This window comes from Desulfofundulus salinus, assembly GCF_003627965.1.
GTDB lineage: Bacteria > Bacillota > Desulfotomaculia > Desulfotomaculales > Desulfovirgulaceae > Desulfofundulus > Desulfofundulus salinus.
On record NZ_RBWE01000001.1, the window covers coordinates 2,782,191 to 2,803,650 of the forward strand.

Sequence of the window (21,460 nt, forward strand, 5' to 3'; positions counted from 1 at the left end):
CCTTTTGCTTTATCCTATGCAGGAAGGTTGCAAAATGAACCGGAGCTTCCCTTGTTCCCTTTATTGTTCTAAATGAAAAAAGTCCCGTTTTTACGGGACGACGTGGTAACCGGGCACTACGTCTTCAGTTTCTTCACCCTAACCATGGGCGTCAATTTTAATGATCACGTCCCTGGGAACGGCTCCGCCCAGTTCCACCTGAATGGTTTTGATGATGGCGCAGGGCACCGGGCAGTCGGGATGCTTTAGCCTTTTGCTGGCCTTCTGGTATATTACCGAATCGATCATTTTGCCGAAGACATTGCGGCTGCAGTCTACCTCAGCCAGGTCCTCGTTTAAACTGCGCAGGTCCTGGCAGGCGCTGATAATCTGCACCCTCACCTTCATCTTGCCTATTTTCGTGACTTTTATCACACTGGTAAACCCACAGGCGCCAGCCATAACTTTGGCTTTGGCCATGTCGCCTACCCCTCTTCCCGGAAAAAACCTAACTTTAGCTAATTAATTATAAAATAAATACCCTGGTATGGCAACGGGTGAGAGTCTGTTACTGGAGCAGACCGGCGCCTGGGCAGCGCTAACCGCTTACCTTGATCAGGCAGTCTCCGGGCAGGGCCAGCCCGGCGGCCACCTCGACGGCCTTCATAATGCCCGCAGGCACCGGGCAGGCCGGGTGGGGAATAAACGGCGAAGAAAGGCGGTAGATCTCCCCCTCATGCAGCTTGCCGAACAATTCCTTATACGCGTCGACCTTTTTCAATTGCTCCTGCACCTTTTGCCAGTTGGGACATTCGCTTTCCACCTTCAGCTCCACCATACGCCTTTGTTCCGCTGTGGCCGAAACAATGGTATTAAAACCGCAGATACCGCCAAAGATTTCTACCTTCGCCACCGGCCATCCCTCAATTCTTTCAACTGCGTTTTACCCCGTGGGCAGGCCAGAATACAGAGGCCGCAAATATCCTCCCCCACCTGCTGCCGGTTTTTCTCCAGCTGACGTCGGCAGGCCTCCACATCGATATGGGGCACCAGCCCTTCATCCCGCACCCACTCCCGGTCAGTAATGGCTCCCGCAGGGCAGGCTTCAACACAGCGGCGGCATTTGCCGCAGCGGCCGGAAACATAGGGGGTAGCGCAGACCTCCAGAGGAGCGTTGGTCAGCACCGTAGCCCAGCTCAAGCGGGGGCCGTAGGTTTCGTTCACCAGAAGGCCGTTCTTACCGATCCAGCCCAGGCCGGCGCAGGTGGCCGCCGTCTTGTGGGGAAAGAGGGGGTACAGGCGGGCTACAAACCTGGTATCATGCCGGTGGGAATCGGGAGGTATGGCCAGGCATTTAAATCCATGGCTTTTTAACAGGTTAACCACCCGTTTTTGGAGTTGTTCCAGCATTAAATCTACCTGTTCATAACGGTTGGAATAAACAGGCCCCCGGGTCGTATGGATCAAGTTTCTCTCGGGAGAAGGATGCCGGATGGCCAGGGAAATGGCTACCGGCAGGTGCCGTAGTTCCCCGGCCAGGCCCCGGCTCACATCGCCAAAACCCACCAGGGTTGCCCCCAGTTCCAGCAAGTATCTTTTTATTTCAAAGGAAGTCAGGGAATGTTTTAGTGCCCTTTCCATGGCCATCCTGAAAGCCTCCATTCATTCCAGGTGGGGCAAGGGAAACGCTGTGGTTTTCCCTCGCCCCGGTTTAAGGGTGTTTGTTACCTGTTCTTGCGTGCCCACTTTTCCGAACCGTATTTTTTGACGGTGTCCACCATGGTGCGCAGGTTCTCCAGGGGGGCGGTGGGCCAGATGTCGCAGGAAGGCCAGACGGCGTCCACTCCCCCTTCGATACTGGCCAGGACGGCTTTCTCCACGTCTTCCGGAGTACCGTTGCAGAGCACATTGTAGCCGTCCACATGGCCGAAGAGCAGCGGTTCAGGACCAATGGTGGCCCGGGTCTTGGCCAGGTCGTTTTTCGTCTCCACGCTGATGGCGTCGGCACCGCACTCGTTCATCAATCCGATAATCAGGTTGGTATCCCCGCAGATGTGCAGGATTTTCGGCGACGGAATGTTTTTAAAGATCTTCTCCAGATGCGGTTTAATGACCTGGCGGAAGCTCCGCGGGCTGAGCACGTCAGTGGGAGCGCCCATTTCCCGGATGGTGATATAGTCCGCCCCGGCCTCCCGGTATCTGGCGGCCATGGTGATGATCAGGTCGGCCAGCCTGTCCAGTAAAATATTCACTTCATTGGGTTTTTTAAAGACCAGCTTGAACAGGTCGTTCAAGTCCATCAACTGGCCGGCCAGGGTAAAGGGACCTAACAGCCAGGAACCGATGGCCACTTCATCGCCAATGTCTTTTTTGAGCAGGGAAATGGCCTCCATCACCAGAGGGAAACGACCCCGCTCGGCTATATTGTCCGGAATGGTCACCCCGGTTATTTCATCCGGGGAGTGGATCAGCTTCTCCTTAATGGTCGGATATAAAAGGTGCGCCACGTCCTCATAGGCGTTCATGACGCAGCCCAGGGCCTCCGCTTCCACGCACAGATCATAGGGAACGACGGCACACTCATAACCAAACAGCTTGTAGGAAGTGGCCGCCGAATTGGCCATTTTTACCGGATCCGTGTGCACTTCGGCAAACTTGTAGCCCAGCTGTTCCAGGCCTGCCGTGGTCACATTGCCCATACCACTGTAACAGGCCATGCGGTCCACTTCTCTTCCTTCAAACAAGCCCAACACTCTTTCCCGCGGAGTCATGGACATAGAAAAATCACTCCTTAACTGATTTTTTCACCCGGGTTGCGCACTGACAAATCGTAAATTTCTTCCACGATAATTTTGACCGCTGCCTTCGGCCTGGGCAGGCCCATTTGAGCAAACTTTTCGGCAAAACGGTCATAAAGTGTCCCTTCGGAGAGCAGCTCAGCCCGGCCCATGAACCGGTAGCCTTTCAACGCCTGGCGGTCGGTAACCACTACCGCCACCTTCGGATTTTCCAGCAAGTTGCGGTAGGTCTGTTTGCCTACCAGTTCCCCGTAGGCCATCGTTTGCTCATCAAGCACCAGCATGGAGCCCTTGGGGGCAGCAGAAGGCTGCCCCGTTTTATCGGCGGTAACAATAAAACACTGCTCCTTTTCAACCATATTCCTCATTTCTTCAGTAATTTTAGGCATAACCGATTTCCTCCTTTTTTGACATTCGGCACCCGGTACAACCTGATCACTGCAGCTGTTTCACAAAGTCTGCAAAGAATTTGTACAGGGGGTGCTCCTGGTTGGACGGCAATTTACCCGTCTCGTCGTAAACCAGGGTTGCCAGCATCAGACTGGCGGTGGTGATGGCAGGGATAATTTTCGGAATGTTGACGATGGGGCCGGTGAACAGCAGATCGCTCCAGAGCAGTGCGGCAATGGCCTGGCCGGCGGCATTCATGGCGTTAAAGCCGTCGCTACCCCACATTTCCCGGGCCGCCTTCCACATGTAGGTGCCGTTGGAGGAAGCCACCCCGGCGGGCCAGCCGAACTCTTCCTTGACCATCCGGGCGGCAATGCAGGAGAAGGAGGTGGAGGGCAGGTTCATCACCGCAGTATCCACCAGGATGGTTTCAAAGGTATCCTCGCCAATTATGTCCAGCATCTTTCTCAACCCGCTTACCCGTCCTTTGGGGGTCTGGTCCTCCTGGTTGAAGGCCTGCACCACCACGTGCTTGATGCCCAGCTCCTTCAAGCGGGCCACCTGGCCGGGGATGTCCTTATCCCAGGGGGTGATGCTGTTGTACAGCACCCGGTCCTGGATGCCCAGCTGAGCAATGTATTCAGCCACTTCCAGCCGGGTTTTTTCCACCCACATGTCGATCCCGAAGGGCTGATCGCTGATGCTCAGGAAAAAGTCAATGTAGGTCTTCATCTCGTCCAGAGAAGTGGCCACCATGGCCACCAGGGCCGGCACCCCCGTTTGGGCCGAAAGTTCTTCCTGCCGTTTAACATATTCTTTTGCCTTTTCCCGGTCGAATTTCCTTTCCTTGCGGGACTCCAGAATTCTATCACCATTGTGAAACATGGAGGAAATCAAAAGGGGCGGGTTTTCCCCGGGCTGCCCCCCGATATTCCACCGGCCGATACGGCACACCCGCTGGGGACGGCTCAGTTTAAACATGAAACAATCCTCCTTTAGCGTTTGGGAATGGCATCCAGAATGTGCTGGATGTGCGGGAATTTATCCGTTGAGTGCGGTAACGCCATGGCGGCGGCAAAGCGGGTCTGAAAGTCCGGCTCAATGGCCGTCTCCACAAATTCCACACGCCGGGCAATCCAGGCCGCCTCTTCCCGCTTGCCCACGTCCAGAAGGGCCAGCTTGGCACCGTCCCCGGCAGCGTTGCCCACGGCCTGCACGTTTTCCAGATCACAGTCCGGGAACATGCCGATGACCATGGCGCTTTCCCGGTCGATGTAACTGCCAAAGGCACCGGCCAGGGTTACGCTGTCCACCTTATCCACGCCCAGCTTCTCCATCAGGTATTTGGCACCCACATAAAGGGCCGCCTTGGCCAGCTGCACTGCGCGCACGTCCCCCTGGGTAAAGGTGATATCCTTGCCGATGGCCGTTTCCTCGGCCCAGGCCACCACAAACTCCGGTTTACCGTCGGCACCGCGGCGGACCCGGGGGTGATTGATCTTCATGTTAAACCGGCCGGAGCGATCAATGACGCCGGAACGGAACAGCTGAGCCACCATATCGATAATCCCGGAACCACAAATGCCTTTGGCCTCAGTTTTTTGAATTTCCGGGTACCACTGCTCCTGTCCGATGACCTTGTAAGAAACCTCCAGGGTTTCGGGGTTGATGCGTATCTTTTCAATGGCTCCCGGTGCGGCACGCATGCCGAACTTGATCTGGGCCCCTTCCAGGGCCGGGCCGGTGGCGCAGGAAGTGCAGAGCAGGCGCCTTTCGTTGCCCAGATCGATCTCACCGTTGGTACCGATGTCAATGATGAGGCGGATTTTCTCCGGTTCCCGGTAAGGTTCCTCGGCAATGAGCACGGCCACGTTGTCCGGACCGACAAAGCCCGATTCCACGGGAAGGGTATGGATAATGGCAGCGCGGCAGATGTTAACACCCAGGTCCCGGGCCTTGATGTTCCTTGATTGCTTGGTTCCCGGTGCAAAGGGGGAACGGCCGAGGAATTTGGGATCAATACAGAGGGCGATATGCTGCATGGCGGTGTTAAAGACCAGGGTCATATCTACGATATCGGTGGGCAAAAGGCCGACCTTTTCGGTCATGCGCTGGGCCAGGGTGTTCAGCCCTTCGATAATGGCCTGGTGCATTTTCTCCAGGCCGTCTTCATTCATCATGGAATAGGTAATCCGGGAGAGCACATCTTCGCCGTAGCGCACCTGGGGGTTCATCATGGAGTCAACCACCAGCACCTGGCCGGTGCGCAAATCGCAGAGGTAGGCGGCCACCGTGGTGGTACCGATGTCCACCGCCAGGCCGACCAGGGTATCCTTCATTCCGGGCTCCACCCGGATAATTTCACTGTTGTTCCAAACGGTCGCCGTCACCTTCCACTGGCCTTCCCGGACCACATTGGGCAGGTCCCGCAGCACAAAGTAGTCGATTTCCAGGTCCGCCGGCAGGCCGTGCTGCTCGTGGAGGGCTTCCCGCAGGCGCTCGAAATCACCCCGGTGGTCCTCCAGGGTGGCTTCCGGCATTTCCACATAATATTTGCGCACGGCGGGGTTCAGGTTAAATTTCCGTTCCTTGCCGGTTTCCAGCACCACCTGCTTGGCTCCCCGGCTTTCTTCAGGCACGAAGACCAGCACATCGCCCAGCACTTCGCAGCAGCAGGCCAGGCGGTAGTTGTCCGCCAGTTCCGCTTCGGTAAGGCAATCCCTTTCTTCCTCCTGGAGTGGGGAAAGATGAGCCATGCTGGAGTCGATGCCGAATTTTTCAAAAAAACCCTCTTCGATTTTTACCTTGCATTTGCCGCAGACCTTGGCGCCGCCACAGAGGTTTTCAATGTCCACACCCAGTTCCCTGGCCGCTTCCAGCAGGGTGATGCCGCGCTCCACCATTCCCCGGCGGCCGGAAGGCTGAAAGATTACCTGGTGCTGCACTTTTGCTTCATCCTCCCTCTACAACTCTCTCAAAGAAGCGATCATGTTTATGGCTTCCTTCAGGGCGTTGCTGGCATCTTTGGCATAACCGTCCGCGCCAAAACGGTCGGCAATCTCATCGGTTACCGGAGCGCCGCCAATCATAATCCTGGCCTTGGGGTTCTTCTCCTTAATAGCTTTAATAATATCTTTCATGCCCACCATGGTGGTGGTCATCATGGCCGAGAGGGCAACAATCTCCGAATCAGTTCTCAGTTGTTCCTCCACAAACTTTTCTAAAGGCACGTCTTTACCCAGGTCGTGCACCTCAAAACCGGCTGCCTCAAACATGATCTTCACCAGGTTTTTGCCGATATCGTGTACGTCTCCCTGCACTACTCCCATGACCACCTGGCCTTTAACTTTACTATCATCCTTCTTTGCCTGCATATGGGGGCGGAGTATTTCCAGACCGGCGTACATAGCATCGGCGCACATGAGAAGCTCGGGGACAAAGTATTCCTGTTGTTCATACAGGTCACCGGCCTTCTTCATTCCTTCTACCATACCGTCAAAAACGGCTTTATTTGCGTCCATGCCTTCATCTAATGCCTCCTGAGCAAGCTGGCGCACAGCGTCCTCATCATAATTCAGCACGGCCTCGGCCAGCCTCTCCAGAATTTCTTTTTCCCTCTCCGGTGTCATTTCACATACTCCTTTCATTAATTTTGATTAAGGCGTTGATGATATTTGCTCTCCTACTAAACCTAAAACAAAAAACAACCGCTTCTCCCTGATAAAATTCTAAATTACACCCCCCTTCCAGCGGAAGTTTTCTTTCCCTAATGGGGGAAAAAGCTTAGCGAATTGCTTATTTCAGCCGATGAATGGAGAAGATGGCCATAAAGTATGTCATGCAGGGTAGCACAAAACCCTACGAAATCCTGTTAAGCAGGCAATTTGGTGATCAGTTGCTGTTGAATGGAAAACATGTTTGCGCTGGTTTGCGTCGTTATATTGTAACATTGATCTAATCCCGATAGTTAACTGGGTCTTGACATGCTTGGTGTGGGATAAGTAAATTCTGTGCCAGATGATGGTGTTTATTAACTGTTACCCTGACGAAGTTTCGCTCTAAACCATAATTTATCCCCATTGTTTTTGGTCGCTTTGATCATGGCGATCAGGTTTTCTTCTGGAGCCTCAAGGGAGATTTCACAACTGGGCCAGAGACCGTCAGAACCTTCCACGAGGCACCGAACCACCTCTGCTTCCACGTCCTGCGGAGTTCCATTAACCAAAACCCCGTAACCATCAAGGTTACCGAAGATAAGTGGTTCTGGCCCGGCCCGCGCCCTTGTTTCCGCCAGGCCGTTTTTATTTTCGACGCTGATGGCATTTGCTCCGCAATCCAGCATTTCGTGAATAACCGGCAGCGAATTGCCGCAGATGTGGAGAATCTTTGGCACCCGTATATTGGCCATGATGTTTTTTAAGTGAGGTTTAATCATTTTGGTAAAAATCTGGGGGGGTAAAATGTCTGTGGTAGCGCTCATTTCCCGCACGGTAAGGTAATCCACGCCTGCTTCTTCGTAGCAGGCACATAGCTTGAGAATTAATTCCGTCAGCCTGGAAAGTAAATCCATGATTTTTTCCGGTTTGCGGATGGTTAGCCGCAGGAGCATGTTTATGTCCATAACCTGCCCGGCCAGGGTATAGGGTCCCATCACATATGATCCGACAGGTACCTTATCGCCGGCCAGTTCTTTTACCCGCTGGATGGCCTCGGTAACAATGGGAACACGGGCCCTGTCGCCTACCCGATCGGGAACCGGCAAAGAGAGATCGTTTTCTGTGGAAATAACCTGGCGAACGATTTTCGGATAAAGAACCTTCTTGTGCCCGGGATAAAAATTGACTTCACACCCCAGGGTTTCTGCCTCTATGCATATGTCAAAGGGGATCACCGCACATTCATACTCATACGCCTGTGCGGGAAATACAGCCACCTGAGCCAATTTGTCGGGTGCGTGGTGAACCTCGGCGAAATGGTAGCCATATTCCTTAAGGGCCTGCCCCCAAACTGTGCCCATCCCGCTGAAGCAGGCCACGCGATCGGCCTGCCTGCCTTCTAATAGCCCCAGGATGCGCTCTTTTGCCTTCATGGTCACCCGTCCTCCTTCAGCGGCCCAGGAATTTCTTTAGAGAAAAAACTTTTTCTGGACAAACTCGTTCACAGCGCAGGCAGGCGGTTCCATTGCAGCGGTCGGCTCTCAGGCAAAACAAGCCGCCCCTGTCTTCGTTGGTTTCCGATGTGTCCAGGGCCTTTTCCGGGCACTCTTCCACGCAAAACCCGCACAACTGGCAACCGGGGAAAAATGAGTGGTATACATTGCCGACTTGCTCGATCACGTGAAGCCCCCGTTGACCGAGCACTTCAATATCTCGGGACATTATCCGGTGGATTTCAGGAGCTCCTTCCGGCAACGGAAGCTCGGGTAATTTAAAGGACTTCGCCAGTTTCCAGTATTGCTCCCAGGGCATTCCTTCTCCCCAGAAAGATAGCTCTAACAGGTAGGCGTTGGCAAAGTCTTTCGACATCCCGAACATGCAGTGCCGGGCCCTTAACTTCCCCGCCAGGTCTTGTAGTTCGGACAGCAACGCAGGTTGCCGGACCAGCTGTCTGGCTAAGGCAAGAGAAGTATTGCCGATCTGGTAAATCTTTTTTACGGCCGGGGGAACCATGCCAATCTGGTGGGCCTTAAAGGCATCTACGTAAGTTCCTGAGGCCCCGGCCATGTACGCACATTGGATATCTTTCACCGCAATCCCCGCTTCTTTGGCCAGCGTCAGGTAGCCGGCCCGCAGAGCGCCGATTGCTTTTCCGGCCTCCTCCAGATCGCGCTTGCTGAAGGTAACTCCGTTAGCCAGGTGAAGGAAGCCGTTGCTGACTTTGATTTCGGGAAGGCGGATGAGGCTGGCCCGCAGTCCTTCGTAAATTAGCGCCACAACACCTGTGCCCGTAATCCCGGTTGCGTTCAGGGATCCCTTTTCCAGGACGGTACCCCGGGCAAGATCGTTCAGGTCGCCCGCTTGCGGTATAAGGTTTTCATCCAAAACGTATGAGCGGTGGCCCGGGCCTTCGGCGCAGACGTCGGAAATTGCTCCCGGCGCCGCCAGCATTCCGTAGTTGATGTGCTGTCCTTCCAGAGCTGGTCCGGCGGCACAAGATCCCGTGAAGATTTCATCGCCCACTTTGAGGGCCATTTCCGCATTGGTCCCGTAGTCGGTCACCAGGGTGATCTCTGACCTGTCCAGAAGGCCTGAAAAAATCATCATGGCCAGGGCGTCCGCACCGATCTCGTGTCTGACCGCCGGCGGAATATATACCTCTGCCTCCGGGAGCAAAGCCAACCCGCGGATCTGGTTTGCCGGGAGGAGCTTGGCGTCCCGGCTGGGGGGAATCACACCCAGTGCCCTTTTCTTGCGTTCGCCGGCGTAGGCCAGGTCGCGAATTTCGATTTCTTCAAACAGGGATAATTGAATGGGATTTCCGCAAACTGCCAGTCTGGTAACTTTCTCTAAAGGAACCCCCAGGCATTCGATAATCTGGTTGACAGCCGAGACAACCAGGTTGTGGGCGATCTCCAGCCCAAAATCAACGGCAAAGTTCAGGTGATCCATGACGTTTGCACCCGGTACGGGATGGCGAGAAGTGATTACGGTAGCCAGCACGTCGCCGCTGTCAAGTTCGATGGCCTGCCCCCGAAAGCCGCTGGTTCCCAGGTCAAGAGCAATTCCGTAAGACATTTTTATACCCCCGTTCTCCCGGCAGGATTCACCCGGCACTTTTCCAGATTTCCGGCAAGCGGCAAATGATTCAAATCCAGGCCGATGATTAATACCTTGCTGTTGTCAAAATTATACGTCACGGGAATTGTCTTCGTACCGGTCGCCGGGACAAAATCGATCCGGTACCACCCTTCCGGGCACCGGAAGATACCCTTTGCACGTACGACTTTACCCTGGGGCAAGCTGTTCAAACTTTGAAAATAGTTTTGGAGGCTCTTTAAATCAAAAACTCCTTCGTATTCCCGGGAAAAGCTCTGGTAGGTCGGGAGCCGTTTTTCATGGTGGTGATGGTGGTGGTGGCGGAGACATTCGTCTCCGCCACCACCAGGCAGGTCCCCCGGAGTAGGTGGGGCACCCATTTGCTCCAGGGCGACCTGTCCAAAAGTAGTTTCCACAACGGTTGCCCGCCGGTTGACTGTTGATATCGTTTTCCGGATCTCCCGGGCTTCAGCGGCGGAAACCAGATCGCATTTATTGATGATAACGATGTCGGCCAGGGAAATTTGGGATTCCACAAAAGTACGGTAGCCAGCGTGGAAATCCTTAAATTCGGCCGCATCAATGAGAAGGATCACTTTTACCGCCTCAATATACTTTTCCAGACGCAGGCTGCCGATGACGGAGAGCAATCCCTGGATTGTGGCCACACCTGTCGGCTCAACAATCACCCGGTCGGGCCTGACTTTGGTTGCGATATCGAGCAATTGCCTGCCCAAATCGGCTGCCAGGCTGCAGCAGATACAACCGCTGGCCAGTTCCACCACGTCCAGATCATCTTGAGCAAGCAATGCCCCGTCAATACCTACTTCACCGAAGTCGTTCACCAGGATGACGATCCGTTCGAGTGGAACCAGCTTTTTGACCAGGTTCTGAATAAAGGTGGTTTTGCCGCTGCCCAGGAAACCGTTAACGATATCAACCAGCAAGACCGATCACCCTATCCATTCCATTTTTCGCGCAGTTGCCGCCAGTCCTTACCGGATACAGCATCGGCAGCCATCAGCGGTGCCTGGGAAGCATCTTTGCCCCAGATTCCCAGGTCAAAGCTGGTCACGTATTCCTCCGAAACGGCCCCGCCGCCGCAGACAAAGGGCAGGCTGATTCCTTCGCGGGTCAGGCGCTTGGATATTCTTTCAAAAGCGGTCATGGTGGTGGTCATCAGCGCAGTGCCGGTCAGCATGGCGGGCTTGTATTGTTTTACCGCTGCTACAACTTCGTCAACAGGCACATCCTTGCCCAGGTCGATCACCTCGTACCCGTTGGCGCGCAACAGGGCATTGACAATTTTCTGACCCAGGTCGTGAATATCTCCTTCGGCTGTGTGCGTAATGATGACGCCTTTCTTCACCATGGCTTTACCCATTTTTTCTTCACATATTTCTATGCCTTCAAGCATGGCATCGGAGGAAAGAATCGCCTGCGGTAAATAATACACTCCCTCGTCCCACAGCCGGCTGACTTCGTTCATACCTTTTACCAGGGCATTAATGACCTCCATGGGATCCTTGGTTTCCAGCGCCTTCCTGACTACCTCACCGATGTTATCCGTATCACCGTCAACAACGCACTGGATAACCTGTTGCAAAGCTTCATCCTCAACGGCTACGGCCTTGGCCTCGCCCCGTTCACGCTTCAGGTCGTAGCGCACAAAAATTCCGGAATAATCATCGAGGAAGTACATTTCATTTCCTCCTTACATTTTTAAATTGGGAGATTAGTGGTAGCTCAAAACATTACAGGCCGTAATTGGATGGTTTGAAGCCCTTAACCTGCTTCTGGTAAACCGGAATGCATTCGGCAATAAAGTCTTCTTCCTTATCAGGCAGGGAGAGAAGCGCTTTGTAGGTAGACTCAAGAACTTCCTTTTCAAAGTCCGACAAAAGCAGCTTACTGTCTCCGCGCATCAGTTCGGCGGCCTTAATGGCTGCCGCCCGGGCGCGGCTGTAATAGGATTCGGAATTGCTGACAATGGCCTTTCCAATCTCGTAAGCATTGTCCGGCGAAAGGATAAACCCGTGCGTATCCCGGTACTTGTCCGAATTAATCATCATGTCCCTTAAATCCTTTGCCTTACCCATTTTGACCGCCGTATTCATCAGGGCAACGTCGTAGCCCAGAATTTCCGTGAAGACCGCCGCCGTGGTTCCACCGAACATATCGTGGTACTCCACGGCCTCGTTGCTCCAGAGGTCGCAAACGGCTGCCACCAGGTTGCCCAGCAGGTCGGAGTGGGCGCAGGCGCAGGTTTTCCCTTCCATGGAGATCGGGATTCCCGCAATTGCCTTGATGATGGGATCCTCATAACCGCAGTCCTTGGTCGGCCCCTTTGCCCCCTGCTCGTAGGCCACCAGCGTGCGGGCCGCGGCTATGGCCCGGCAAATGGCCGCAAAAGTATGCGGTACGGATTTATCCAGGTACCCGCCGGCCATAAACATGGCTACGTTGGCCTGGGAACAGTCTGTATCTCCGCCGGGGGTAACTCCATGTTTATTGGCAATTTCGACAATTTTCTTCCAGAGAAATTCTACGTCGCGGCTGCCCAGCACGCCGATTCCGAAAAGGACACCCTTGATGTCCTGGCGAACAATTGCGTAGTCAGTGATTTCTTTCCCTCCCATCGACTCAATGGAAAGGTTGTCGGCTCCGGCAGCTGCGCTAGCCTCGAAGGTAGCCAGGATGTTTTTCAGGGCATCGCTGTCCCGCATATTCTCCTCGTCAGGCTTGCGGTAGTCGGCAATCGTGGCCCTGATCGCACTCTTCAAGCCGTACTTTTGGTAATAGTCATCCATCAGGCGCTTGGTTGCGGCAGCGATTTCCCCGCCCCAGTCTGGATTCCTGGTCATCTGGTAAACATGTTCCAGTTCAATCTGGATCCCGGGGAAACCCAGTTGAACACAGCGCTCTAAAACATCGTTAACCATCTTTTCGTATTCCCGCACCAGGGTCTTTTTTGTTTCTTCGGAACCAGGCCGGGGATGGGGAACAAGTTCCGGATAAACCAAACCGCCTCCGACTTCAAAGTCGCGCCCGTATTTAACCGGGTACTTTGCCGTTCCGAAAACCATTTCGTCCGCGCTCTGATAAGCCATGGAAGTATACTTAGCCATGGTCAAACCTCCTCTTTTTGTTAACCAAATAATTTGGGTGGATTTTAATGCGCATTCACAGGTTAGATACTTTCAGAAGAAACCAGTTTTCTAAACCTTTAAACCCATTCTCCTTTTTAAGTACTTTAAAAGTGCCGCCCACAGCTTTCAGATTTTTTAAGGCCCCTGCTTTGCCCCAGCAACGACCTCCTTATTTTGTAATATTTAAAATATTTAATATTTAAAAAACCGCGTTGTTCTTCAACAAACAAGTTTTTACTTTCATTATTGGCTATAACCAATAACTTCATCTACCATTGCCCGCAGGCAAGCAGTGGGAGTTGCTGGAGGGATGGAACAACCGGGGGCAATCATACTGTACCCGTCCGCAATAGCTTTTCTTACTTCCCCTTTAACCTTATCTACATTCCCTGAAAACAAAGTGTGGGCAGCGTCTACTCCTCCAATAAGTGAGATATGGCGGCCAAATTTCTTTAACTTTTCAACTGCTTTCGGGGCATCAACTTTAGTTTCGACGCTTATTGCTGTTACACCCAGGCCGGCGATATCTTCGATAACATCGTCCAGCTTGCCGCAGATGTGGATAATCGTGGGAATATCCTGGAGTTCGGCAAGGAGTTTCTTTTGCCAGGGCAGGACAATATCCCGGTAGATTTTAGGGCTGATCATATCCAGCGAGGCCATCATGTCTTCTATGCAGATAGCATCGGCCCCAGCTTTAATTAATTCCCGCGCCAGGAGTCGTCCCGCAAGTTCCCCGATCTCCATAAACGGCTCGACCAGATGGGGCTTCTTAAAACTACTCCGTAACAAATCGGTTGCACCGATAAGACTTCCCGCGATACTATACGGCCCGATAATTCCGCCGATGACCAGAGCCTGATCTCCTACCATTTCTTTTAAAAGTTTCAAGGCCCGGATTAATTCCGGAATTCTTCCCCTTTGGAGGTAATCTTCCGGCATTGTAGGCCGATCGCCCGGTTTATACGGGTAATCTGCAGGGCTTGGCAAATTATTCCTTCCCCCGTCCTTAATTGGACATCCCAGGGCTTCCGCTTCAACAGTCTGACAAAACGGGACTCGCACCGCGTCAAAACCCAGGATGGTATGAGCCCCGGAAGCAAGCCTGGCCATTTCCTGAGCCCGAAAATTTGCCTCCGGCCAGTAGACATTTAACTCCTCCATTTGTTCATAGGTAGCCGTTTGATTAACGGATAACACGGGCAGGCGATCTGTTTCTTCACCCGCCAGGGCTTTTAGTACTCTTTCGCGACCTGTCATATATTTATACCCCTTTCTTTTATAGTAATTGACATTCCTGTTTAAACTATTTAGATTATAAAAATGTAGTAGAAAGGTGGCATCTCCCTCCTTTTGGCCGGCTAGCCATCAAAAACGGGAGTTCATGAATGTTCAAAAGAAATGCTCTTTGGCTAAACTCCGTACAAAAGGAAACCTTTGCGCTATTTTACCAGGCCCGGCGCTGAATGTAAATTTTCCTGCCATCAATTGCAATCAATACCCGGCAAAAGGTCAATATTCAGCCCCCAACGGTTGCCAGGCATTTCTTTTTCGAACGGCCAGCCATTTATGGGGCGAAGATGCTTTTGCAGCCCCCAAGCTCATCCCGCGGTACACCCGGCAAGGTGGTTCCTCACCGCCACCATCAGGTCGATGGCTGCCTTTAAAGCCCGGGAGGCATTGGGAGCGTAACCGTGGGCTCCCCAGCGGGCAGCTACTTGTTCCGTTACGGGCGCCCCGCCCACCATAATCCGCACCTGCGGATTTTCCTCTTTCAGCCTGGCAATAATGGGCTTCATTTTGAGCATGGTGGTGGTCATCATGGCCGAAAGACAAACCAGGTCGGGTTTTAGCCGTCTGTACTCCCGGATAAAAGTCTCCACGGGCACGTCCCGTCCCAGATCATAAACCTCGAAACAGGAAGCCTCAAACATCATCTTCACGATGTTCTTACCGATGTCATGGATATCCCCTTCCACCACCCCGATGAGCACCCTTCCCCTGACGCCCACGTCTTTTTTTACCACGTGCTCCCGCAGCAACGCCAGGCCCCGGTAGAGGGCGTCGGCACATAAAAGCATTTCGGGGATAAAATATATCTCTTCTTCATAAAGACGGCCCACCTCTTCAATTCCCGGCACCAGCCCTTCAAAAATGGCCCTGGTGGCATCCATCCCCACTTCTATGCATTCCTTAGCCGTCTCCACCACAGCCTCCTCATCGAAACCAATTACCGCTTCCCGCAAGCGGTTGAGAAGTTCTCTCTCCTTTTGCGAACAAAGCACGCGCTATCTACCCCCCTCCTGAAGATTTTCAACACCAGGGCTATAAGGAACCGGCGTAACCAGAATATTTTGAAATCATTGGCGATCCATCAGGGTAATTCCCCGGCGTCGCTATGACTCATGACAGCTGTTCTTCACCGAAAGCATAATTTCCACTGCCTTTTTTAAAGCCTGGTGGGCGTTGGGGGCATAGCCGCTGGCTCCCCAGCGCCTGGCTATACAATCGCTTAAAGGGGCGCCCCCGACCATGATTTTTACCCGCGGGTTGCGTTCCCGCAGTTCATTGATCACTCTTTTCATTCGGCCAGGGTGGTGGTCATCATGGTGGAAAGACAAATAAATGCAATTCCAGTTCGTGCAATTCCCGTTCCGGCTCCAGCACCCACCCCCACCTCCGGACCTTTTAATTCTTATCCTAAAGGGGAAACCTGGAACTGACAACAGCTAATCCATGAACCGTCCTATTTTACCCTTGAAAGGTTTCCCGGCGAACAGCATCAGAGCAGGTGACGGTTTTGTTTAAAAAACTGGATGAAATTAAGAATATATTTTATTTCACTGGCGTCAAAATCCCGCACTGCCCGCAAAACTGCCTGAACGTTAGGATCTCCCAGGGTTTCTAAAATATCGGAATTCAATGTAGCCAGGAGGTCCTCTACGTCCTCCTGTTTCATCAGAAAGTAACTGACTGAGGTATTGAGCACCCTGGCAATCTTTTCAAGGGTATCCAGCAGAGGGGTGGTTTGTCCGTTTTCAATCTGGCTTAACAAACCCGGGGAAACTCCCGCTTTCTCGGCCAGGGCGGCCACTGTCAATCCTTGCTTTTGCCGCAACTTGCGCAAGCGGTAGCCCAGGCTATCGGGGCGATCCGTCTGATCAAGAAAATAGCGAAGGGTTACATTCAAGGCCTCGGAAAGTTTCTTCAAATCCTCTAAATCCGGGGTAGCCTGCCCGTTTTCAAACTTTTCCAGCACGGATGCAGGCAGTTCACTGATTTCGGCCAGGTCCTGGATGGAAAGGCCGCGGCTTTCCCGCATAAAGCGCAGTTTTTCCCCGGTGACCGTATCGTCGGTATTACCTACCAGGTAACTAACTGAAACATTGAGAGCTTCGCTGATCCTCTTTAACATGGGGATGGACGGCTTGCGGATTTCCCTTTCCACCGCACTGAGGTAAGAAGGGGATATTTTTAACTGGTTGGCCAGTTCGGTCAGCGTAATGCCCCTTTCCTTGCGAAAGTCCCTGATTTTTTGCCCTAAACTCATACCGTCCACCCTTTCATCCCGCTAAAATCTACGACTTCCCACCGGCGACTTTGATCGAAATCATAGCACAGGCCGCCTGGAGATTCAAGCAGGCCTTCATAACTGGAGAAAAAAACCCCCCGCGGGGGATTTTTTACGAGCTCAATTCCTTTTTATCATGGCCCAACCGGAAGGGGGAGCCGGCATAATCGCCCGATGCAGTGCAAGCCGGGGAACGCCGGCGGTTTAAGCCGGCCGGACGGGAAACCCTGCGCCGCCGGTCACCACCATCTTCATAGAAACCTTGCGGCTCCTTGTGCAGGCAATCCAGAAGGGCGGCGGTAAGCTTACCGGCGGCCAGGGTAGAACCAATTACCAGCACCTTGCTCTCATGAAAGCGGCCCGTTACAGGCTCAAGGGAAACGCCTGAAGGGAGAAAATCCAGGCGCACCCATCCTTCTTCGCAGCAAAAGATGCCCTTGGCCCGTACCACCTCGCCAATACTTGACCGGGATAGGTTTTCAAACAACCTGGCGAGCTGTATCCTGGAAAAAGTGCCCTGAAATTTGCGCGAGAAACTATAGTAGCTGGGAATATCCACGGCACTCTGGGGCCTCTGGCAAACCTTCCTCTCCCTGGGGGAGGAAAAGCCGGTTTGAGAGGCCACTTGTAAATCCGCCGGGCTTACCTGCCCTTGGTGCGTTGAAACAAACCGGGCCCGGGGATTAAGCTCCTTGATTTTTTTCGTCAACGATTGCACTTTTTCCTCCGGGACCAGGTCACACTTGTTCAACACCAGCACACTGGCCCGGCAAATTTGGGATTCGGCAAAAAGCGGGGACCGGGCGTAGAGTTCGTCAAAGGAACAGGCGTCAATAACGTGAATGATGCTGAAGCAGTGGTCCATTAAATGCAGGCCCATTACCTTTGCCGCCGCCAGCAACCCCTGAACGGCGGCAACACCGGGGTATTCTATGATCAACCTGTCCGGCGAGAGGAAACCTGCCACATAGGGAATTTGTCTGGCCAGATCGGCGCTTAAGGTGCAGTAAATGCATTCACAGCCCAATTCCAGCACATCAGGTGCATCCTGGGCCAAAAGGGCACCGTCAATACCTACCTCTCCAAACTCCCCTACTAAAACAGCCACCCGTTCCCGGAGGGCCAGTTGTCTCACCAGATGCTGGATGAGGGTGGTTTTCCCACTGCCAAGGTAGCCTGTAACTATATTCACGATCATGGTCAACGCACCTTGTTTTCACGGTAACAAAGTTTGCTTTTTATTTTACTTTAAAATCTTCCTACCTGTAAAGCATTTTCCGCAAACCGTCAATTTTTTCACCAGCGATCAAAAGAAAACCCACCGCCTTAATGGGGTGGGTGCAAGAGAAACTAAAACTCGATCCCCCGCTGGGCTCTAATCCCCTTTTGATAATGGTGCTTGATTTCCTTCATTTCCGTGACCAGGTCCGCCCGGTCAATAATTTCCGGGGGAGCGTCCCGGCCAGTAAGCACTATGTGCAGCCGGGGTGGCTTTTTGTCCAGCAGGGCGAGTACTTCATCGAGGCTAATGAGCCCGAACTTCAGGGCGTACAGGATTTCATCCAGGATAATCAGGTCAAAGTTCCCCGCCGCTACTTCCTTTTCTGCCTCATTAAGGGCAGCCCGGGCTGCCGCCCGGTGTTCCTCCAGGCTTTTACCGTTGCCCACCCGGGTAAATCCTTCCCCCAGCTGGCGGATTTCAAAGCCGGGACCCAGCCGGGCGGGAGCATTCAATTCACCGTATTTCCACCCACCCTTAATAAACTGCAGCACCAGCACCTTCATCCCCTGGCCCCAGGCCCGCAGGCCCATGCCCAGGGCGGCGGTGGTTTTACCCTTGCCGTTGCCGGTGAAAACCAGGATCAGCCCCTTTGTTTCACTCATTTTTCCCTCTCCCCCCAGGTAAAGTCTACAACCGCAATGTATCCCCTCTTTACGTTTGATTTTGGGACAAACTGTTAACATCCTCTATTTTCGCTTTAACCAACGGCGTTGTTTTCGTACACTCCCCGGGATCCCCGAAAGATATCCACACTTACTCCCATCGGACCGGAGCTTCCCGGAGCTGTGAAGGCGGAATGTCACGGGCAGGCGGCTTTCAGGCGCCGCCGGCTTAAGCGCCGGCTCCGGGCAGCCCGAACAGGCACCGGGCATTCGCCGTGGTCGCCCGGGCCAGCTCCTCCAGGGTCACGCCCTTTAAGGCGGCTATTTCCTCCGCCACATAGCGCACATAGGCCGGCTCGTTGCGATTTCCCCGCCGGGCCTGGGGGGTGAGGTAAGGAGCGTCGGTTTCCACCAGCAGGCGCTCCAGGGGTACCCGTGCGGCCACCTCTTTGGGCCGGCGGGCATTGGGATAGGTCACCGGCCCGGCAAAGGAGATGTAAAAGCCCATGGCCATACATTCCCTGGCCATTTCCCAGCTGCCGGCAAAACAATGCATTACTCCCCCGGCCGGCCCCACACCGTCCCTGCGCAGGATGTCCAAAATGTCCCCGTGGGCGTCCCGGTCGTGGATGATCACCGGCAGGCCCAGTTCCCGGGCCAGGGCCAGCTGCTCCCGGAAAACCCTTTGCTGCACGTCCCGCGGGCTCAAGTCCCGGTAATAGTCCAGGCCGATTTCCCCGATGGCCACCACACCCCGCCGGCGGCTCATTTCCCGCAGCCGGACCAGGTAATCCTCCGGAACCCCCCCGGCATCGTGAGGATGGATGCCCACGGCGGCAAATACAAAGGGATATTTTGCGGCCAGAGATATGGACCGGGCGGAGGAAGGCAGGTCGTAACCGGCATTGATTATCTGCACCACGCCGGCCTTTTGGGCCCGGTCCAGCATTTCTTCCCGGTCGGCCTCAAATTTGCGGTCGTCCAGGTGGGCGTGGCTGTCAATCAGGTGAATCATGCTAACCCCCTGTCCTTTTCCAGGGTCTTCAGATCAATGCGCGGGAAGAGGGCTTCGCCCCGCCGCACCTTTATTCCCGCCGGCAGGCGCCCCCAGCTCAAGGACTCCCAGGTATGGAGCCCGGGTTGGTCGGCAATGCCCAGCTGGGACCAGATCCGGCCGGGAGTGTTGGGCATAAAGGCGGTGATCAACACGCCGATAAAGCGCACGCTTTCCGCCAGGTTGTAGAGCACGGTGTTCAGGCGTTCCCGGCGGGCGGGATCCCGGTTCAAAACCCAGGGCTCCGTTTCGTCGACGTACTTATTGGCCCGGTTGACCAGTTTCCAGATGGCGCCCAGGGCGCTGGACAGCTCCCGGCGGTCTATCAGCTCCTCCACCGCTGCAGGGGTTTGTTCGGCCAGTTCAATTAGTTCCCGGTCCACGCCTTCCGCCGGCCCGGGCTGTGGCAGCACGCCGCCGGAATACTTTTCAATCATACCCAGGGTGCGGCTGACCAGGTTGCCCAGGTCGTTGGCCAGGTCGATGTTAATGCGCTGCACCAGGGATTCCTCGGAGTAATAGGCGTCGGCACCAAAGGGCATCTCCCGGAGCAGGTAGTAGCGGATGGCATCCACCCCGTACCTGTCAATCAGGACCAGGGGATCCACCACGTTGCCCTTGGATTTGCTCATCTTCCCGCTCTCCAGCAGGAGCCACCCGTGTCCCACTACCTGCCGGGGCAGCTCAATGCCGGCGGCCATAAGGATAATGGGCCAGATGATGCTGTGGAAGCGTACGATGTCCTTTCCCACCAGGTGGACGTCGGCCGGCCAGAACTTGCGGAAAAGGCTGTCGTCCTCGCTGCCGTAGCCCAGGGCCGAGATGTAGTTGGTCAGGGCGTCCACCCAGACGTAGATCACGTGCCTGGGATCGAAGGGCACCGGGATGCCCCAGTCGAAGGTGGTGCGGGAAACGCACAAATCTTCCAGACCGCTTTTGATAAAGCTGATCATTTCGTTGCGCCGGGAGACGGGCTGGATGAAATGGGGATTTTCCTCGATGTACTGCAGCAGCCGGTCGGCATACCTGGACAGGCGGAAGAAGTAACTCTCCTCCCGCACCAGCTCCACCGGCCGGCCGCAGTCCGGGCAGTTGCCCTCCTCCAGCCGGCTTTCCGTCCAGAAGGTTTCGCAGGGAGTGCAGTACCAGCCCTCGTAGCTGGCCTTGTAAATGTCCCCCTGGTCGTAAAGCTTCTGGAAAATGGCCTGGACCACCCGCTTGTGCCTTTCCTCGGTGGTGCGGATGAAGTCGTCATAGCTGATGTCCAATTTTTTCCACAGGTGCTTGAACCCGGCCACAATCCTGTCCACATATTCCTGGGGAGTCATACCTTTTGCCCGGGCGGTGCGCTCAATTTTCTGGCCGTGCTCGTCGGAGCCGGTTAAAAACCAGACGTCGTAACCGGTGAGGCGTTTGAACCGGGCCATGGCATCGGCGGCCACGGTGGTGTAGGCATGGCCGATATGCAGGTTGTCGCTGGGATAATAAATTGGCGTAGTGATGTAAAACGTTTTGCGCAAAAACAGATCCCTCCTTTGCCGCCATAAAAAAACTCCGCCCAGTTTACCGGGACGGAGATCTTTCCGTGGTACCACCCAGATTCACCCCGGCCTCACGGTCCGGGGCCTCGGCCAGTACGGCCACAAGGGCAAAACCTTTGCGGCGATACTGCAAGCATGGATAACGGGTGCTCAACCCGGCCCCACCTACTGACCCTTCACTGAGTTATTCGACAAGCGTGATTTAGCTGCCGCTTGGCTCAAGTCGCTCGCTTTCGAGCTAAATCACGCTCTTAAAACCCTTCACTGAAAAAGTGTGCCCCTTTGGGCCTTAAGGGCGTTCAGCGGGCAGCTCCGGGGCCATGTTCAAACTGTCTTCCC

General features: G+C 54.2%; 21 protein-coding genes and 1 other annotated feature (1 of these 22 running past the window's edge). All 21 genes read right to left on the reverse strand.

What is annotated here, in order from left to right; genetic code table 11:
- Positions 1–138: 138 nt before the first annotated feature.
- Complete coding sequence (locus tag D7024_RS14010; RefSeq protein WP_013821228.1) at positions 139–459, reverse strand: DUF6951 family protein; 321 nt, start codon at positions 457–459, stop codon at positions 139–141.
- A gap of 118 nt (positions 460–577) precedes the next feature.
- On the reverse strand, positions 578–892 hold the full coding sequence (locus D7024_RS14015) for a DUF6951 family protein (RefSeq protein ID WP_121452327.1): 315 nt from the start codon (positions 890–892) through the stop codon (positions 578–580).
- Positions 880–1,626 (reverse strand): 4Fe-4S double cluster binding domain-containing protein, encoded by a 747-nt coding sequence (locus D7024_RS14020; protein WP_121452328.1) that lies wholly within the window; start codon positions 1,624–1,626, stop codon positions 880–882. Before D7024_RS14020 ends, D7024_RS14015 begins: the two co-directional genes overlap by 13 nt.
- 77 nt (positions 1,627–1,703) lie before the next feature.
- Positions 1,704–2,756: an MtaA/CmuA family methyltransferase gene (locus D7024_RS14025; RefSeq protein WP_121452329.1), complete on the reverse strand. Its 1,053-nt coding sequence runs from the start codon at positions 2,754–2,756 to the stop codon at positions 1,704–1,706.
- Between the two features lie 14 nt (positions 2,757–2,770).
- Entirely contained in the window at positions 2,771–3,166 is a 396-nt protein-coding gene (locus tag D7024_RS14030) for a pyridoxamine 5'-phosphate oxidase family protein (protein ID WP_121452330.1), read from the reverse strand.
- Between the two features lie 46 nt (positions 3,167–3,212).
- The gene (locus tag D7024_RS14035; protein WP_121452331.1) at positions 3,213–4,148 is read right to left on the reverse strand and encodes a tetrahydromethanopterin S-methyltransferase subunit H family protein; all 936 of its coding nucleotides are present in this window, start codon (positions 4,146–4,148) and stop codon (positions 3,213–3,215) included.
- A gap of 14 nt (positions 4,149–4,162) precedes the next feature.
- Positions 4,163–6,112 carry an ASKHA domain-containing protein gene (locus D7024_RS14040; RefSeq protein WP_121452332.1) on the reverse strand — a complete coding sequence of 650 codons (1,950 nt, stop codon included), beginning with the start codon at positions 6,110–6,112 and terminating at the stop codon, positions 4,163–4,165.
- A gap of 18 nt (positions 6,113–6,130) precedes the next feature.
- Positions 6,131–6,796, reverse strand: a complete 666-nt coding sequence (locus tag D7024_RS14045; RefSeq protein ID WP_121452333.1) for a corrinoid protein — start codon at positions 6,794–6,796, stop codon at positions 6,131–6,133.
- 401 nt (positions 6,797–7,197) lie between these two features.
- Positions 7,198–8,256 carry a uroporphyrinogen decarboxylase family protein gene (locus tag D7024_RS14050; protein WP_243113803.1) on the reverse strand — a complete coding sequence of 353 codons (1,059 nt, stop codon included), beginning with the start codon at positions 8,254–8,256 and terminating at the stop codon, positions 7,198–7,200.
- Positions 8,257–8,272: 16 nt separating this feature from the next.
- Positions 8,273–9,901: a methylamine methyltransferase corrinoid protein reductive activase gene (locus D7024_RS14055; protein WP_121452335.1), complete on the reverse strand. Its 1,629-nt coding sequence runs from the start codon at positions 9,899–9,901 to the stop codon at positions 8,273–8,275.
- Positions 9,902–9,903: 2 nt separating this feature from the next.
- Entirely contained in the window at positions 9,904–10,869 is a 966-nt protein-coding gene (locus D7024_RS14060; protein WP_121452336.1) for a CobW family GTP-binding protein, read from the reverse strand.
- Positions 10,870–10,880: 11 nt separating this feature from the next.
- Positions 10,881–11,624, reverse strand: a complete 744-nt coding sequence (locus D7024_RS14065) for a cobalamin B12-binding domain-containing protein (RefSeq protein ID WP_121452337.1) — start codon at positions 11,622–11,624, stop codon at positions 10,881–10,883.
- A gap of 52 nt (positions 11,625–11,676) precedes the next feature.
- Complete coding sequence (gene mtaB, locus D7024_RS14070) at positions 11,677–13,050, reverse strand: methanol--corrinoid protein co-methyltransferase MtaB (protein WP_121452338.1); 1,374 nt, start codon at positions 13,048–13,050, stop codon at positions 11,677–11,679.
- 264 nt (positions 13,051–13,314) lie between these two features.
- Complete coding sequence (locus D7024_RS14075; RefSeq protein ID WP_121452339.1) at positions 13,315–14,331, reverse strand: MtaA/CmuA family methyltransferase; 1,017 nt, start codon at positions 14,329–14,331, stop codon at positions 13,315–13,317.
- 341 nt (positions 14,332–14,672) lie between these two features.
- Complete coding sequence (locus D7024_RS14080) at positions 14,673–15,356, reverse strand: cobalamin B12-binding domain-containing protein (protein ID WP_121452340.1); 684 nt, start codon at positions 15,354–15,356, stop codon at positions 14,673–14,675.
- Positions 15,357–15,467: 111 nt separating this feature from the next.
- Entirely contained in the window at positions 15,468–15,647 is a 180-nt protein-coding gene (locus tag D7024_RS14085) for a hypothetical protein (protein ID WP_125185662.1), read from the reverse strand.
- A 206-nt stretch (positions 15,648–15,853) separates the two neighbouring features.
- Positions 15,854–16,621, reverse strand: coding sequence for a helix-turn-helix domain-containing protein (locus tag D7024_RS14090; protein ID WP_121452342.1), 768 nt, complete (start codon positions 16,619–16,621; stop codon positions 15,854–15,856).
- Between the two features lie 133 nt (positions 16,622–16,754).
- Positions 16,755–17,840 carry a CobW family GTP-binding protein gene (locus D7024_RS14095; RefSeq protein WP_121452343.1) on the reverse strand — a complete coding sequence of 362 codons (1,086 nt, stop codon included), beginning with the start codon at positions 17,838–17,840 and terminating at the stop codon, positions 16,755–16,757.
- A 152-nt stretch (positions 17,841–17,992) separates the two neighbouring features.
- Entirely contained in the window at positions 17,993–18,526 is a 534-nt protein-coding gene (cobO, locus tag D7024_RS14100) for a cob(I)yrinic acid a,c-diamide adenosyltransferase (protein ID WP_121452344.1), read from the reverse strand.
- Positions 18,527–18,755: 229 nt separating this feature from the next.
- Positions 18,756–19,541, reverse strand: a complete 786-nt coding sequence (locus D7024_RS14105; RefSeq protein ID WP_121452345.1) for a TatD family hydrolase — start codon at positions 19,539–19,541, stop codon at positions 18,756–18,758.
- Positions 19,538–21,100 carry a methionine--tRNA ligase gene (metG, locus tag D7024_RS14110; protein ID WP_121452346.1) on the reverse strand — a complete coding sequence of 521 codons (1,563 nt, stop codon included), beginning with the start codon at positions 21,098–21,100 and terminating at the stop codon, positions 19,538–19,540. The genes D7024_RS14105 and metG overlap by 4 nt, the downstream gene beginning before the upstream one ends.
- Before the next feature lie 44 nt (positions 21,101–21,144).
- Positions 21,145–21,460: a binding site (T-box leader), on the reverse strand; it runs 74 nt beyond the window's last position.